Below are 14,608 nucleotides of genomic sequence, written 5' to 3'. Positions count from 1 at the left end.
CGTCATGTCGGAGGAGGGCGAGAGTGCGTCGCGCAAGCGGCGACCGACTCGTGCTCAGCGGCGGGGCGGGTCGTCGCGGCCGGGCTTGGTGGGGCCCTCGCCGCCGCGGCGCAGGTAGCGCTCGAACTCCTGGGCGATGGCGTCTCCGGACGCCTCGGGGGAGTCCCACGTGTCACGCGTCTGCTCGAGCTGGCGGATGTATTCGCTCATCTCTTCGTCGTCGGCCGCTGCCGCATCGATCGACGCCTCCCACAGGCGCGACTCGTTCTCGAGGTCTCCCCGCGGAACGGCGATGCCCGTGATCGACTCGAGCTTCTCGAGCAGGGCCAGGGTGGCCTTGGGAGAGGGCGTGTGCCCGGCGACGTAGTGCGGCACGCTCGCCCACAGGCTCGCGGTCGGGATGCCCACGGTCTCCGAGACGTGACCGATGGCGCTCAGGATGCCGACCGGCCCCTCGTACAGGCTCCGCTCGAGCGACAGGGACTGGCGCACGGCCTCGTTGTCGCTGCCGGCGAACACCGAGATGGGGCGCGTGTGGGGTACATCGGACATCATCGAGCCGAGCGCGACGAAGCCCGAGACGTCCTCGCGCAGGGCGACGTCGATGAACTCGGCGGCGAACGCCTGCCAGGCGCGGGCGGGCTCGACGCCCACGAGGAGCCAGATCTCGGCGTCGTCGGAGCGTTCGACGGGACGCAGCAGCGTGGCCTCGGGCCAGCTCAAGGTGCGACGCCCCTCGGCATCCAATCCGACCTGCGGGCGCGTGTACTGGTAGTCGAAGTACAGTTCGGGGTCGACCGTGTGGACGACCTCGTACTCGACGTCGGCTCGCAACATCGCCGCTGCCGCCGACGCGGCTTCTCCGGCATCGTTCCACCCGTCGAACGCGGCGACGATGATCCGGCGACCCAGTGCGTCCACGCAACCTCCTCTGCCCCGTCGGGGCTGGCTTCCAGGATAGGCGCACCCGCACGGACCGAGCCGGTCCCGCCCGCGCCGGGCCCAGCGGGCCGGACGGGCGGGAGTCGCGCCCTCAATAGGATGGAACGATGACTTCCCCCGCTCCCGCCGCCGTCCTCTGGGACATGGACGGCACGCTCGTGGACACCGAGCCGTACTGGATGGCCGCGGAGACCCCGCTCGTGGAGCGGTTCGGCGGCACGTGGTCGCACGAGCAGGCTCTCGGCATGGTCGGTCTCGCTCTCGAGGACTCCGCGCGGTTGCTCCAGAACGCGGGCGTGCCGTGGGGTGTCGACGAGATCATCTCGTACCTCACCGACGAGGTGCAGCGACAGCTCGCCGTGACCGGCGTGCCGTTCCGCCCGGGCGCTCGCGAGCTGCTCGCCGACCTGCGTTCCGAGGGCGTCAAGACGGCGCTGGTGACGATGTCGATGCGTCGCATGGCGCTGTCGGTGGTCGACCTCATCGACTTCCCGGCATTCGACCTCGTGGTGGCCGGCGACGACGTCGAGCGTCCCAAGCCCTACCCCGACCCCTATCTCCAGGCCGCAGCCGCCCTCGGCGTCCACATCGGCGACACCGTCGCGATCGAGGACTCCCCGAACGGACTGCGCTCCGCGATCGCCAGCGGAGCCGTCGCGCTCGGCGTGCCGCTGATGGTGCCGCTCGAGGGGGTCGGCGCCCACGCGCTGTGGCCGAGCCTCGAGGGGCGCACGACCTCCCACCTGCGGGCGCTCCACGCCGCACACACCCCGACCCACGCCGAAGAGACACGAGCCACCCGATGAGCGAGACCCCCCACCTGAGCGGCCCCTTCCGGGTCGGCGACCGGGTGCAGCTGACCGGCCCCAAGGGGCGGATGCACACGATCACCCTGCGCGAGGCAGGCGAGCTGCACACCCACAACGGCGTGCTCAAGCACGAGCTCCTCGTCGGCCAGCCCGACGGCAGCGTGGTGACCAACAGCTCCGGCCACGAGTACCTGGCCGTCCGCCCCCTGCTGCGCGACTTCGTCATGTCCATGCCGCGCGGCGCCGCGATCGTCTACCCGAAGGACGCCGCGCAGATCCTCGCGCAGGCCGACATCTTCCCCGGCGCCACCGTCGTCGAAGCCGGCGTCGGGTCGGGTGCGTTGTCGCTGTGGCTGCTGCGCGCGATCGGCCCGGCGGGTCGGCTGCTCTCGTTCGAGCGCCGTGAGGAGTTCGCCGAGGTCGCCCGCGCCAACGTCGAGACGTTCCACGGCGAGCTGCCCGCGACCTGGGAGGTCGTCGTCGGCGATCTGGTCGAGAGCCTCCCGGATGCCGTGGCCCCCGCGTCCGTCGACCGCATCGTGCTCGACATGCTCGCGCCGTGGGAGTGCATCGACGCCGCGGCCGACGCCCTGACCCCGGGCGGTGTCGTGCTCTGCTACATCGCCACCGCCACCCAGCTCAGCCGCGTGGCCGAGTACATCCGCGCGACCGGGCTGTTCACCGAGCCGGATGCCAGCGAGACCATGGTCCGCGGGTGGCACGTCGAGGGCCTCGCGGTCCGCCCCGACCACCGCATGGTGGCGCACACGGGCTTCCTCATCACCGCGCGCCGCCTGGCGCCCGGCGCGATTCCTCCCGAGGTCAAGCGCCGAGCGTCGAAGTCGAGCTACGGCGACGAAGACGTGGAGCTGTGGACCCCCGGGGCCGTGGGGGATCGTCAGATCACCGACAAGAATCTCCGCAAGCGTGTGCGCGAGGCGCAGAAGTCCGCCGAGGGGGTCCGGCAGTCCGTCGCGGGTGCCTCGTCGGAGGAGCCCGGTTCGACCACCTAAACTGTTCCGGTGCGTAGACTCCCCGCTCTCGTGGCCGTGACCGCCCTGGCCGGATTCGGCCTCGTCGGGTGCTCGGCATCCGCCTCTTCGTCGTGCCCGACGCCCACCGACAGTGCGATCGCCTCGGTGGTCGAGGCCAGCGGCGACTTCGGCACCGCGCCCACCGTGTCGGTGCGCTCGCCCTTCATCCCCGAGACCGCCGGTACGCAGACGCTCATCCAGGGCGACGGGCAGCGCATCACGAGCGACGACCAGCTCTCGCTCGTCGACGTGACGGTGTTCGACGCCGCCACCGGCTCGCAGCTGGTCGCGACGACCTACGCCTCCGACGTGAAGTCGGCGACGCCCCTGCCGCGCCTGACGCAGGCGATCCCCGCGATCGCGCCGTTGCTGCACTGCGTGGCCGAGGGGTCGCGCGTCGCCGTGGCCATCCCCGGCTCCGAGCTGGGTACCCAGGGTGCTCAGGCTCTCGGCGTCAACGAGGGCGACGGCGCGGTATTCGTCTTCGATGTGCGCAAGGTCTTCCTCCCCGCGGCCGACGGCGCCGACCAGTACAACGCCGACTCGGGCATGCCCTCGGTCGTGCGGGCTCCCGACGGCACCCCCGGTGTGGTCATGCCCGCCGGTGACGCGCCCACGCAGGTGCGTTCGCAGACCATCAAGAAGGGCGACGGCGACGTGCTGGCCGCCGACTCGTCGGTCGTCATCCACGTCCAGGGCGTCGCGTGGGGCGCGACCACCACCTTCGCCTCGACGTGGAAGAACGGCGCGCCCGGGCAGGCGACCGTGTCGCAGCTGCCGCCGGCCCTCGCCTCGGCACTCGAGGGACAGACCGTCGGTTCGCAGGTGCTCGTCGTCGTCCCGGCCGATCAGACCGCGCAGGATCAGCAGATCCTCAAGGCTCCCGCCAATGCGGCTCTCGTCTACGTCATCGACGTGCTCGGGACCGTCAGCTGATCGGCATCCGCTGACCGGGGGTTCTCTCGGGCGGTCGGGGAACGCACTGCTCCGCACCCGTTCCGCGCTCGACGCCTAGGATGGGCGGGTGCCCGCCACCGTGTCCCGCAGCGCTCCCGAGGAGCGTCTGGTGAACCTCGTCGTCGCCCTCATGGCGACCGAGCAGGGGCTGACGAAGGACACCATCTTGTCGTCGGTGGCCGGCTACCGCGAACAGCTCGAAGCGGGCGCGTCGAAAGACGCACTCGAGAAGATGTTCGAGCGCGACAAAGAGAGCCTGCGCGGCCTCGGCGTGCCCATCGAGACGATCGGCAATCGCGCGGACCCCGACGACCTTCGCGAAGCGCGCTACCGCGTGCCGACCGCCGAGTACGCGCTGCCCGAGGACATCACCTTCAGCCCCGCCGAGGTCGCATTGCTGAACATCGCGGGTGGCGTCTGGGGGAGCGAGTCGCTGTCCGCAGACGCGCGCAGCGGACTGCGCAAGATCCGGGCCCTCGGTATCCCCGTCGACGAGCCGATCATCGGCTATGCCCCGCGCATCCGCGTGCGCGACGCCTCGTTCGCCGCCCTCCAGCGGGCGATCGAGCAATGCCGTGTCGTGACCTTCGCCTACCTTCGCCCCGGAGAAGCACGGCCGCGAGAGCGACGCGTGCAGCCCCTCGCGCTCGTCGAGTACGAGGCGCGGTGGCATGTCTACGGCTACGACCTCAACGTCGACGCGGATCGCACCTTCCTTCTCTCGCGGATCGTCGGCGAGGTGGCGGCCACGCGCAAGAGCTTCCCCGCCGAACAGCGCGAGGGTGCGGGGGAGCGCGCGCTCGACGGCCTGCGCGCCGTCGCCGCCCGTCAACGCGCTCTGCTGGAAGTGCACCCCGGCACCGAGGCGGCGCTGCGGCTCGACCGCCGCGCCCAAGCGGCGCCCCAGGGCATCTACGTCCCGTACGTGGACCTGCACGTCTTCGCCGACGAGCTCGCCTCGTACGGCCCCGAGGTGCGCGTCGTCGAGCCCGCGGACCTGCGCTCCGAGGTCATCCGCCGGCTCGAGGCGACGCTCGCTCTCCACGGGGGTGCCGCGTGAGCACCGACCGTCCCGTCGCCGCTCTCGACCGCGCCGCGCTCCTGCTGCAGCTCGTCCCCTACCTCCTGGGTAAGGGCGAGGTCTCGGTCGCCGAGGCCGCGGCGGAGTTCGAGGTCGCTCCCGAACAGATGCGCGCGATGGTCGAGCGTCTGACCGTGATTGGTCTGCCCGGCGAGCGGGGGTACTGGCAGCTTCCCCACGACCTGTTCGACATCGACTGGGATCTGCTGGATCGCGACGATGTGATCGCCATCACGAACACGGTGGGTCTGGAGCGCTCTCCGCGCCTGACCGCACGCGAGGCGGCGGCGCTGCTGGCGGGCCTTCAGCTGGCGCGGAGTCTGCCGGGCTTCGGCGATAGCGAGCTCGTCACCGAGCTCCTGTCGAAGCTCGCGCGGGGCGCCGCGACCGCTCCGGCCGCCGTCATCGTCGCCCCGGGTCCCGTCGACGGCGTGCGAGACGTGGTCGACGAGGCCCTGCGCTCGCGCGTCGCCGTGACCTTCACCTATCACGCCCCCCGGTGCCGACCCCATCACCCGAACGGTCGACCCGATCAAGGTGCACATCGCGAACGGGCAGTGGTACCTGCAGGGCTGGGATCACCTGCGACAGGCCGTACGCACCTTCCATCTCGACCGCGTCAGCGACGCGTGCGTCACCGACATCGCGGCCGTGCACGGCGCCGACCCGGTGCCCGAGCTCTTCGCGCCCACCGAGGACGAGGTCGTCGCACGCTTCCGCTTCCCCCGGGCGGTGGCGCCCCTGTTGTCCGATTACCTCGAGCGCGCCGAGATCGAGGAAGCAGACGATGCTCTGGCCGTCGCCTCCCTCCGGCTGGCGGACGAGCAGAGCCTCAAGCGGCTCGCGGCGCGTCGTGGGGGAGAGGTCGAGTTGCTGGAGCCCGCCGGGGCGCGGCGCGCGGCCGCTGCCTGGGCGGCTGCCGGACTCGCGCAGTACACGCCCGAATCCTGACCGATTCCGCCGGGTTCCCGCGCGGCGGAGCACGCTCCCAGCGCCCGGGTTAGACTGAAGCACCGCCCGAACGAGACGAGGAGTCCCCATGTTCCAGGGTTTGACCGGATGGCACCTGTTGATCGTTCTCGCTGTCATCCTTCTTCTGTTCGGTGCCGCCAAGCTCCCCGCTCTCGCGAAGAGCATGGGTCAGTCGGCGCGAGTGTTCAAGAGTGAGATGAAGGAGATGAAGCGCGACGACGAGGTCGCTGCCGCATCCGAAGCCCCGCGCGCCACCGACGCCGGCACTACGCCGACCGTCGCTCCCGAGCCGCGCAGGTCGACCGACCCCACCGTCTAACCCGTGGCGACGGCAGGACCGCCGCGGATCGACGTGACCGAAGGGCCGCGGCGCGACAAGCGCATGTCGATCGGGGCGCACCTGGTCGAGCTGCGCAAGCGTCTGATGATCGCGGCGCTCGCGCTCGTTGTCGGCATGGTGGTGGCCTTCATCATCACCGATCCGATCATCCACCTCATCACCGAGCCGATCCGCGTGATCGCCGAGCGCCGCGGTGACGACTTCTCGGCGCTGAACTTCACCTCGGTGACTTCGGCTTTCGATCTGCGCATGCGCATCGCCTTCTCGATCGGCATCTTCCTGTCGGCGCCGGTGTGGCTGTGGCAGATCTGGGCGTTCATCATGCCCGGGCTCACGCGCAAAGAGATCCGGTACACGGTCGGGTTCGTGGCATCCGCCGTGCCGCTCTTCTTCGTCGGCTGCTGGGTCGGCCTGCTGATCGTCCCGCACGTGATCGAGCTGATGTGGGGCTTCACCCCCGAGGGCGGCGTCAACTTCTACAACGCCACCGATTACTACGATTTCGTCTTCAAGCTGATGATCGTGGTCGGCGTCGCGTTCGTGCTGCCGGTGTTCCTGGTCGCCCTGAACGTCGCGGGCATCATGAGCGGCAAGGCGATCCTCAAGGGGTGGCGCGTGGCGATCCTCATCGCGACCCTGTTCTCGGCTCTCGCGACCCCCGCGGCCGACATCATCAGCATGCTGATGCTGGCTGGCATCCTGACCGTGCTGTTCTTCGCGGCGGCCGGGGTGTCGATGCTGTTCGACCGGCGCAAGGCCCGCCGACTCGCGGCGTCCGAGATGCCGTCGGGGCCCATCGCGTGAGCTCGCCCAGTCCGGCCGAGCGATTCGCTCGAGCCGCCGCCCGTTCCACGCACCCGCACACGGCGGACTTCGCCGAGATGCAGCGTTTCGAGCTCGACGACTTCCAGATCGCCGGATGCCATGCCCTCGAGGACGGCCGCAGCGTCCTGGTGGCCGCCCCCACGGGCGCAGGAAAGACGATCGTCGGAGAGTTCGCGATCCATCTCGCCATGCTCGAGCCGGGTGACAAGGCGTTCTACACGACCCCGATCAAGGCGCTGTCGAACCAGAAGTTCCACGAGCTGCAAGAGGTCTACGGCGACGACGAGGTCGGCCTGCTCACGGGCGACACGAACATCAACGCCTCGGCGCGCATCGTCGTGATGACGACCGAGGTGCTGCGCAACATGCTCTACGCCGACTCGCCGGCCCTCCGCGGCCTGCGCTTCGTCGTGATGGACGAGGTGCACTACCTCGCCGACCGCTTCCGCGGGGCGGTGTGGGAAGAGGTCATCATCCACCTCCCGCCGTCGGTCAAGCTCGTGTCGCTGTCGGCGACGGTGTCGAACGCCGAGGAGTTCGGCGACTGGCTCGACACCGTGCGCGGCGACACCGAGGTGATCGTGTCCGAGACCCGGCCGGTGCCCCTGGAACAGCACGTCCTGGTCCGGGGCGATCTGCTGCCCCTGTTCGACGACCGTGCGGGGGTCGCAACGGCGCAGGTGAACCAGGAGCTGTTGCGCATCCGCGGCGGAAACGCCGGCGGGTACGAGAACAACCGTCGCGCGCAGGAGTACCGCTCCCAGCGGCATGCGGGCGGCCCGCGGCACGCTCACCAGCGTCGCGGCGGACACAAGCCGCTGCGCGCGCAGCAGGGGCCGCGCATCGAGCGCATCGACCGCCCCGAGGTCGTCGAGCTGCTGCAGCGAAACCACCTGCTCCCGGCGATCTTCTTCATCTTCAGCCGCGCCGGGTGCGATGCCGCCGTGCAGCAGTTGCGCCGGGCGAACGTGCGTCTGACCTCGGCCGAGGAGCGCGTCGAGATCCGCCAGATCGTCGACGAACTGACTTTCACCCTCAAAGACGAAGACCTCGCCGTGCTGCACTTCTGGGAGTGGCGCGACAACCTCGAGCGGGGTATGGCCTCGCATCACGCGGGATTGCTCCCGGCGTTCAAAGAGGTCGTCGAAGAACTGTTCCGCCGCAAGCTCGTCAAGGTGGTCTTCGCAACCGAGACCCTCGCCCTGGGCATCAACATGCCCGCGCGCACGGTCGTGCTCGAGAAGCTCGAGAAGTTCAACGGTGAGGCGCGCGTCGCCATCACCTCGGGCGAGTACACCCAGTTGACCGGTCGCGCCGGTCGTCGCGGGATCGACGTCGAGGGTCACGCTGTCGTGCAGTTCACCGAGGGGCTCGACCCGCAATCGGTCGCCGCCCTCGCCTCGCGGCGCACGTATCCGCTCAACTCGAGTTTCCGGCCCACGTACAACATGGCCGTCAACCTCATCGATCAGTTCGGCCGCGCCCGCGCCCGCGAGATCCTCGAGTCGTCGTTCGCGCAGTTCCAGGCCGATCGTTCGGTCGTCGGCCTCGCCCGCCAGGTGAAAGAGGCCGAGGAGTCGCTCGACGGCTACGAGAAGGCCATGACGTGCGATCGCGGCGACTTCCGCGAGTACTCCACGATCCGCCGCGAGCTCAGCGACCTCGAGAAGGTCAATAGACGCGATGCCACGGCGCCCCGCCGTCTGCGCGACGAGCGACAGCAGCAGATCCAGTCGCTGCGCAAGCGGATGCAGCGGCATCCCTGCAACTCGTGCCCCGATCGTGAGGCGCACGCGCGCTGGGCGGAGCGGTACTGGAAGCTGAAGCGCACCACCGACAAGACCCGCCATCAGATCGACCAGCGCACGGGCACCGTCGCGCGCGTCTTCGACCGTGTGGTCGAGGTGCTCGCGACCCTCGAGTACGTGGCGATCGAGGAAGACGGCGCAACCGTGCTCACACCGGCCGGCCGCACGATGCGGCGCATCTACGGCGAGCGGGACCTGCTGGTGGCCGAGTCGCTGCGGCAGGGCCTGTGGCAGGGACTCGACGCCCCCTCTCTGGCAGCGCTCGCGTGCTGCCTGGTCTACGAACCGCGTCGAGACGAGGCGGGCCCGGGTGAGCGGGGGCTGCCGCGCGGTGCCTTCCGCGAGGCTCTGGACACCACGCAGACCCTGTGGCAGCAACTCGACGACCTCGAGCGCGACCACCGTCTGCCCGGCTCCGAGCCGCCCGCTTCCGGGCTTGCCCCGGCCATGCACGCGTGGGCGAAAGGTCTGCCGCTCGATAGCGTGCTGACGCTCGCGGACATGGCCGCGGGCGATTTCGTCCGCTGGGCGAAGCAGACCATCGACCTGCTCGACCAGATCTCGCTCGTCGCCGAGCCCAAGCTCGCCAAGACCGCTCGCACCGCGCTCGATTCCGTTCGACGCGGCATCGTGGCCTACACCTCGGCATGAGCCGTTCGTCCGTGGCCGTCGATGCAGCGCCGGCCGCAGCCCCCGCGCCACCGCTGCGCCTCGCGTTCGCCGCGCCCCTCGCCGTGGTGGCGGGACTGCTGCTGGTCACCGCCTTCCCGGCCCTCGCCTGGTGGCCGATGGCGTTCCCCGCCGTCGCGCTCGCGCTCGTCACCCTCATCGGTCGCCGGTTCTGGTCGGCCGTTCTGATCGGATTCCTCTTCGGGGTGGCGTTCTTCTCGGTGAACCTGCTCTTCACCGCCCGCTACCTCGGGCCCATCCCGTGGGCGGCCCTGTTCGTCCTCGAGGCGTTGCTGACGGCCGTTCTGGCGGCACCGATCGCGCTGGCGTATCGCTGGCTGCCCCGTGTCGCACCGGGGCGTGTGGGACGGCTCCTGCTGCTTCCGGCGCTGGTGGCCGCCCTCTGGACCCTGCGCGAACAGATCGTGGGTTCGTGGCCCTACGGCGGCTTCCCCTGGGGGCGGATCGGCGTCTCGCAGGTCAACAGCCCCTTCGCCGAGGTCGCGTCGTGGGTGGGCATGTCGGGGTTGTCGTTCCTGGTCGTGCTGTTCTGCGCGATGGCGATCGAGTTCGTGCGCGGCGGGCGCGTGCGCCGCGTCGCCGGCGCCCTCCCCGCGGCGCTGGTGCTGGTGGTGCTGTTGGCCCTTCCGGCATTCCCCACCACCAACGCGGGCTCGATCCGCGTCGGTGCGGTGCAGGGCAATGGTCCGGCGGGGTACTTCGACCAGCGCTCGCGCAACGCCGTGCTGAACGCGCAACTCGCGGCATCCGCTCCGCTGTTCGGACAGAAGATGGACGTGCTGCTGTGGCCCGAGGGCGGTGTCGACTCCGACCCCACCTCGAACCCGGCGACGGCGGCGACGCTCGCGGAGCTCTCGCGGCGCATGGATGCGCCCCTGCTGGTCTCGGCGGTCACCGAGCGCGGCTCGGAGCTGTTCAACTCCTCATTGCTGTGGACGGCTTCCGGGCAGGAGGGGTCGACCTATGACAAGCGGCATCCCGTGCCGTTCGGGGAGTACGTTCCCGATCGCGCGTTCTGGGAACCCTTCGCCCCCGATCTGATCGGGCTCATCGGCCGTGAGTACACTCCCGGAACGGCCCCGCCGCTGATCGATCTCGACGGGGTCGGTGTCGGGCTCGCGATCTGCTTCGACGTCATCTACGACGACGTCGTCTGGGACGGCGCGAACGAGGGCGCCGAGGTCTACATGTTCCAGACGAACAACGCCGATTTCCGCGGCACCGACGAGAACCTCCAACAGCTGGCCTTCGCGCAGATGCGCGCGATCGAGACCGGCCGCGCGGTGGTGAACCTGTCGACGGTGGGCACCAGCCAGGTCATCGCGCCCGACGGCTCGACGCTCGACTCCCTGCCGCCGGACACCGCGGGACACATGCTCACCGACGTGCCGCTTCGTACCGGACTGACCCCGGCCGTCGTGATCGGGCCGGCCGTGAAGATCGTTCTCGGGTGGGGGAGCCTCGCGGGGCTGATCGCCGCCGGGCTCGTCCTGGCCATCCGCTCGCGGGCTACGAAGAAGACGCCGACCCCCGAAGGGGCCGGCGTCTGAATCGGCGGGTCAGCGTCAGGCGCTGAGCTTCTCGTTCCCGGCGCCGCGACGAGCGCGGACGAAAGCGAGGCGCTCTTCGAGGAGCTCCTCGAGCTCGGGGATCGTGCGACGCTCCAGGAGCATGTCCCAGTGCGTGCGGGCGGCCTTGTCGGCGCTGTGGTCGACGGTCGCCGTGCCCTCGCCGATGCGCAGGAGAGCCTCGGCACCGCAGGTGCGGCACTCCCAGGCGTCGGGCGCTTCGGCGTCAGCCGCGAAGGTCAGGACGGTGTCGCGTCCGCAGGTGCTGCAGGAGTAGGTGTGTTGTGCACGGTCGTGGAACACGACGCCGTCTTCGCTCTGGAGGCTTTGGGCGCCGAGTCGGATGCCGCGGAGACTGCGGTCTGCCATTTTGTGGTCCTCTCGTCGGTCCCCATGTATAACGTTCGCACCTGTGCGCTTTATTCGAACTGTGCGCGTCCTGACGAGTTTCACAGTGGATGCTCAGACAGGCGTCGTTCCCCATTCGTTCACCACCGCGAGGGCGGCGTCCGCGCGGTCCGTCACGAGGCCGTCGACGCCGAGGTCGAGCAGACGTGACATGTCGATCTCGTCGTTGACGGTCCACACGTGCACCTCGACCCCGGCCGCGTGCGCGTCGCGGATCAGGCCGGGCGAGACGACGCGGATCGGCCCCTGCCGTTCGGGGATCTGCAGGGCGTCGACGCTCTCGAGCAGGGCGCGGACGCGTCGCGTCTGACGCAGGGCGCGCGCGGCGAGGAGCCGAGCGATCGTGCCGGACCCGGGGGAGGTGGCCGGGCGCGTCGCAGCTCCCGCCTCGCGCGCGGCGGCGAGCGCGTCGAGGCGTCGCTCATCGGAGAAGCTGGTGACCAGCACGCGCTCGACGTGAGGGGCGACGAGCCGACCGACCTCTTGGGCTGCGGCCGCGGCCTTCACATCGAGATTGAAACGCACCTCGGGGAACGCCTCGAGGGCCTGAGCGAGGGTGACGAGACCTCCCCGCTCGGCCATCAGCTCCTCGATCTCGCGTAGGCGCACATCGGCGATCGCCCGAGGATCGCCGGCAACCCGCTTCAGGTCGTCGTCGTGGAACAGCACGACCTCGCCGTCGGCGGTGAGGTGGCAGTCCGACTCGACGTACTCGGCCCCGGCCGCGTGCGCCTCCGCCACCGCGGCGAAGGAGTTCTCGACCACGCCCTGGGCGGCGGCATCCGGTGTCACCAGACCGCGATGAGCGAGCACGCGCGGCGAGGAGCGAGAGAGGTAGGGATGCCGTGTCATCGGGGTGCGGGACCGCTCGATCCGGGCGTGAGGGTGGGGGAGTCCTCGCCCGCGCTCTTCGGGGCGAATGCTCCGGAGATCCCTTTCAGCGCCTCGGTGAACTCGCTCGGGATGATCCACAGCTTGCTGGAAGCGCTGTCGCTGATCTTCGGGAGCATCTGCAGGTACTGGTAGGCGAGGAGCTTGTCGTCGGGCCGGCCCTCGTGGATGGCCGCGAAGACGGACTGGATCGCCTGGGCCTCACCCTGGGCGCGCAGGACCGCGGCCTGCTGGTCGCCCTCGGCCTCGAGGATCGAGGCCTGGCGACGCCCCTCGGCTTCGAGGATCTGGGACTGCTTCGACCCCTCGGCCGTGAGGATCGCGGCGCGGCGGTCGCGTTCGGCCCTCATCTGCTTCTCCATCGAGTCCTGGATCGAGAGGGGAGGATCGATCGCTTTCAGCTCGACGCGACCCACCCGTATGCCCCATTTGCCGGTGGCCTCGTCGAGGACCACACGGAGCTGCCCGTTGATGTTGTCACGGCTGGTCAGGGCCTGCTCGAGGTTGAGTCCGCCCACGACGTTGCGCAGCGTCGTGGTGGTGAGCTGCTCGACGGCGCCGAGATAGTTGGCGATCTCATAGGTCGCTGCCCGCGCATCGGTGACCTGGAAGTACACGACGGTGTCGATCGAGACCACGAGGTTGTCCTCGGTGATGACCGGCTGCGGCGGGAACGACACGACCTGCTCGCGCATGTCGATGAGCGGTCGCACGCGGTCGACCAGGGGCACGACGAGGTTGAGACCGGGCAACAGGGTCTTGTGGTACCGGCCGAGCCTCTCGACCACACCGGCGCGCGCCTGCGGGATGATGCGGATCGCGCGGAACAGCACGACGACGACGAAGATGGTCACCACCGCCGCGAGGACCCAACCGATTATTAGGGGAATCAGCTCGTTCATGACGTCGCCTCCTGGCTGCGCGCGCGGACGACGGCGGTGGCGCCGTCGATGCGGACGACCTCGATGCGCGTGGCGGGGTCGATCCGTGTGTCGGTGTCGGCGCGTGCGGTCCACACGTCGCCGTTGGAGAGCTTGACCTGCCCCGGAACCGACGCGGACATCCGCGAGAGGACGAGTCCCTCGAGTCCCAGCAACGCCTCGACATTCGACGGTCGGGGATCGGAGCCGCGGTGCAGCCGTTGCACCAATGGCGGGCGTACGAACAGCAGCAGCGCCACGGAAGCCACGGCGGCCGCGATGATCTGCAGCCAGAGCGGTGCACCCCACAGATCGGAGACGAGCCCCACGAGGCTTCCCGCCGACACCATGAGGAACGTGAGTTCGCCCGTGAGCATCTCGCACACGAGCAAGACGAGGATGAGCAGGATCCAACCGATCCAGGCCCAGGTCTCGAGGGTGGAGAGAACGTCCATTTCGTGCCTCCTCGCCTGAACGTAGCACCGGCTGCCGACACCCGGGCCGGTTCTCGACGTCCCCACAGGAGTCGACGTCGCCGGGGCATGGCATCCCGGTCGATAGGCTGGTGGCTGATCCCGAATCGTCAGGAGAACTCCCGTGTCCCAGACCCTCCCGTCCGGCTCGCTGAGCGGCAAGACCGCCCTCGTCACCGGCTCGTCGCGCGGCATCGGCGCCGACACCGTCCGCTACTTCGCCGAGGCCGGCGCGAATGTCGTCATCAACTTCCGCAACAAGGCGCCCCGCGCCGAGAAGCTCGCGACGCAGCTGCGCGAGCTCGGCGTCGAGGCCCTTGTGGTCGGCGCGGATCTCACCGATCCCGAATCGGTGAAGGCGATGTTCGACGAGGTCGAGCGCACGTTCGGCGGCCTCGACATCCTCGTCCTCAACGCCTCGGGCGGCATGGAGTCGGGCATGGCCGAGGACTACGCTCTGCTGCTCAACCGTGACGCCCAGGTCAACGTGCTCGAGACGGCCCTGCCCCTACTGAAGGACGACGCCCGCGTGGTCTTCGTCACCAGCCACCAGGCGCACTTCATCCGCACCACCCCGACCATGCCCGAGTACGAGCCGGTCGCCCTGTCCAAGCGCGCCGGCGAAGACGCCCTGCGCGAGAAGATCCCCGCCCTGCGGGAGCGCGGCATCGGCTTCACGGTCGTCTCGGGCGACATGATCGAGGGCACCATCACGGCGACCCTGCTCGAGCGCGCCAACCCCGGCGCGATCTCGTCTCGCCGCGAAGAGGCGGGCAAGCTCTACAACGTGTCGGAGTTCGCCGCCGAGGTCGCCCGTGCGGCCGTCGACCCCGTTCCGGCCGACAACACCCGCCTCGTCGGAGACACGGGTTCGTTCGGAGGCGAGTGAC

15 protein-coding genes and 1 pseudogene are annotated in these 14,608 nt (G+C 69.9%); 11 read left to right on the top strand and 5 right to left on the bottom strand.

Going from position 1 to position 14,608, the window contains the following annotated elements; translation table 11 throughout:
* Positions 1-54: 54 nt before the first annotated feature.
* Positions 55-921 (bottom strand): PAC2 family protein, encoded by an 867-nt coding sequence (locus QE454_RS14575; protein ID WP_210075267.1) that lies wholly within the window; start codon positions 919-921, stop codon positions 55-57.
* Positions 922-1,049: 128 nt separating this feature from the next.
* Here QE454_RS14575 and QE454_RS14570 point away from each other — a divergent pair, with 128 nt between their 5' ends.
* From QE454_RS14570 to lnt, 10 genes and pseudogenes are all read left to right on the top strand, one after another.
* The gene (locus QE454_RS14570; RefSeq protein ID WP_210075265.1) at positions 1,050-1,748 is read left to right on the top strand and encodes an HAD family phosphatase; all 699 of its coding nucleotides are present in this window, start codon (positions 1,050-1,052) and stop codon (positions 1,746-1,748) included.
* Complete coding sequence (locus QE454_RS14565) at positions 1,745-2,764, top strand: tRNA (adenine-N1)-methyltransferase (protein WP_210075263.1); 1,020 nt, start codon at positions 1,745-1,747, stop codon at positions 2,762-2,764. The genes QE454_RS14570 and QE454_RS14565 overlap by 4 nt, the downstream gene beginning before the upstream one ends.
* Before the next feature lie 9 nt (positions 2,765-2,773).
* Positions 2,774-3,721, top strand: a complete 948-nt coding sequence (locus QE454_RS14560) for an FKBP-type peptidyl-prolyl cis-trans isomerase (protein ID WP_307460247.1) — start codon at positions 2,774-2,776, stop codon at positions 3,719-3,721.
* An 88-nt stretch (positions 3,722-3,809) separates the two neighbouring features.
* Positions 3,810-4,802, top strand: coding sequence for a YafY family protein (locus QE454_RS14555; RefSeq protein ID WP_267787394.1), 993 nt, complete (start codon positions 3,810-3,812; stop codon positions 4,800-4,802).
* Positions 4,799-5,137 (top strand): annotated as a pseudogene (locus tag QE454_RS14550) (WYL domain-containing protein); the annotation flags it as partial. The gene QE454_RS14555 and the pseudogene QE454_RS14550, both read left to right, overlap by 4 nt.
* A gap of 223 nt (positions 5,138-5,360) precedes the next feature.
* Positions 5,361-5,774, top strand: a complete 414-nt coding sequence (locus QE454_RS14545; RefSeq protein WP_309668723.1) for a WYL domain-containing protein — start codon at positions 5,361-5,363, stop codon at positions 5,772-5,774.
* Between the two features lie 88 nt (positions 5,775-5,862).
* Positions 5,863-6,114, top strand: a complete 252-nt coding sequence (gene tatA, locus QE454_RS14540) for a Sec-independent protein translocase subunit TatA (protein ID WP_210075255.1) — start codon at positions 5,863-5,865, stop codon at positions 6,112-6,114.
* 63 nt (positions 6,115-6,177) lie between these two features.
* Positions 6,178-6,939, top strand: a complete 762-nt coding sequence (gene tatC, locus QE454_RS14535; RefSeq protein ID WP_210075391.1) for a twin-arginine translocase subunit TatC — start codon at positions 6,178-6,180, stop codon at positions 6,937-6,939.
* Entirely contained in the window at positions 6,936-9,419 is a 2,484-nt protein-coding gene (locus tag QE454_RS14530) for an RNA helicase (protein WP_307460254.1), read from the top strand. Before tatC ends, QE454_RS14530 begins: the two co-directional genes overlap by 4 nt.
* A complete protein-coding gene (gene lnt, locus QE454_RS14525) occupies positions 9,416-11,008 on the top strand; it encodes an apolipoprotein N-acyltransferase (protein ID WP_307460259.1) in 1,593 nt (530 codons plus the stop codon). The genes QE454_RS14530 and lnt overlap by 4 nt, the downstream gene beginning before the upstream one ends.
* 15 nt (positions 11,009-11,023) lie before the next feature.
* Here the strand turns inward: lnt and QE454_RS14520 are convergent, their stop codons facing one another.
* From QE454_RS14520 to QE454_RS14505, 4 genes are all read right to left on the bottom strand, one after another.
* A complete protein-coding gene (locus tag QE454_RS14520) occupies positions 11,024-11,395 on the bottom strand; it encodes an RNA polymerase-binding protein RbpA (RefSeq protein ID WP_307460263.1) in 372 nt (123 codons plus the stop codon).
* 93 nt (positions 11,396-11,488) lie between these two features.
* Positions 11,489-12,286 carry a glycerophosphodiester phosphodiesterase family protein gene (locus tag QE454_RS14515; protein WP_307460265.1) on the bottom strand — a complete coding sequence of 266 codons (798 nt, stop codon included), beginning with the start codon at positions 12,284-12,286 and terminating at the stop codon, positions 11,489-11,491.
* Positions 12,283-13,227, bottom strand: a complete 945-nt coding sequence (locus QE454_RS14510; protein WP_307460268.1) for an SPFH domain-containing protein — start codon at positions 13,225-13,227, stop codon at positions 12,283-12,285. Before QE454_RS14510 ends, QE454_RS14515 begins: the two co-directional genes overlap by 4 nt.
* Positions 13,224-13,700 (bottom strand): NfeD family protein, encoded by a 477-nt coding sequence (locus tag QE454_RS14505; protein WP_210075244.1) that lies wholly within the window; start codon positions 13,698-13,700, stop codon positions 13,224-13,226. The genes QE454_RS14510 and QE454_RS14505 overlap by 4 nt, the downstream gene beginning before the upstream one ends.
* Before the next feature lie 142 nt (positions 13,701-13,842).
* Here QE454_RS14505 and QE454_RS14500 point away from each other — a divergent pair, with 142 nt between their 5' ends.
* On the top strand, positions 13,843-14,607 hold the full coding sequence (locus QE454_RS14500; RefSeq protein WP_307460271.1) for an SDR family oxidoreductase: 765 nt from the start codon (positions 13,843-13,845) through the stop codon (positions 14,605-14,607).
* Position 14,608: the final 1 nt, after the last annotated feature.

It is taken from the genome of Microbacterium sp. SORGH_AS_0454, from assembly GCF_031453395.1.
Lineage (GTDB): Bacteria > Actinomycetota > Actinomycetes > Actinomycetales > Microbacteriaceae > Microbacterium.
The sequence above is the reverse complement of the archived record's forward strand: the minus strand, read 5'-3'. Positions and strand labels throughout refer to the sequence as shown.

What these genes read in the sequence shown, in the direction of transcription:
- QE454_RS14570 (WP_210075265.1), top strand. Translation starts at nt 1,050, where the DNA reads ATGACTTCCCCCGCTCCCGCCGCCGTCCTCTGGGACATGGACGGCACG.
- QE454_RS14565 (WP_210075263.1), top strand. Translation starts at nt 1,745, where the DNA reads ATGAGCGAGACCCCCCACCTGAGCGGCCCCTTCCGGGTCGGCGACCGG.
- tatA (WP_210075255.1), top strand. Translation starts at nt 5,863, where the DNA reads ATGTTCCAGGGTTTGACCGGATGGCACCTGTTGATCGTTCTCGCTGTC.
- tatC (WP_210075391.1), top strand. Translation starts at nt 6,178, where the DNA reads ATGTCGATCGGGGCGCACCTGGTCGAGCTGCGCAAGCGTCTGATGATC.
- lnt (WP_307460259.1), top strand. Translation starts at nt 9,416, where the DNA reads ATGAGCCGTTCGTCCGTGGCCGTCGATGCAGCGCCGGCCGCAGCCCCC.
- QE454_RS14520 (WP_307460263.1), bottom strand. Translation starts at nt 11,395, where the DNA reads ATGGCAGACCGCAGTCTCCGCGGCATCCGACTCGGCGCCCAAAGCCTC.
- QE454_RS14515 (WP_307460265.1), bottom strand. Translation starts at nt 12,286, where the DNA reads ATGACACGGCATCCCTACCTCTCTCGCTCCTCGCCGCGCGTGCTCGCT.
- QE454_RS14510 (WP_307460268.1), bottom strand. Translation starts at nt 13,227, where the DNA reads ATGAACGAGCTGATTCCCCTAATAATCGGTTGGGTCCTCGCGGCGGTG.
- QE454_RS14505 (WP_210075244.1), bottom strand. Translation starts at nt 13,700, where the DNA reads ATGGACGTTCTCTCCACCCTCGAGACCTGGGCCTGGATCGGTTGGATC.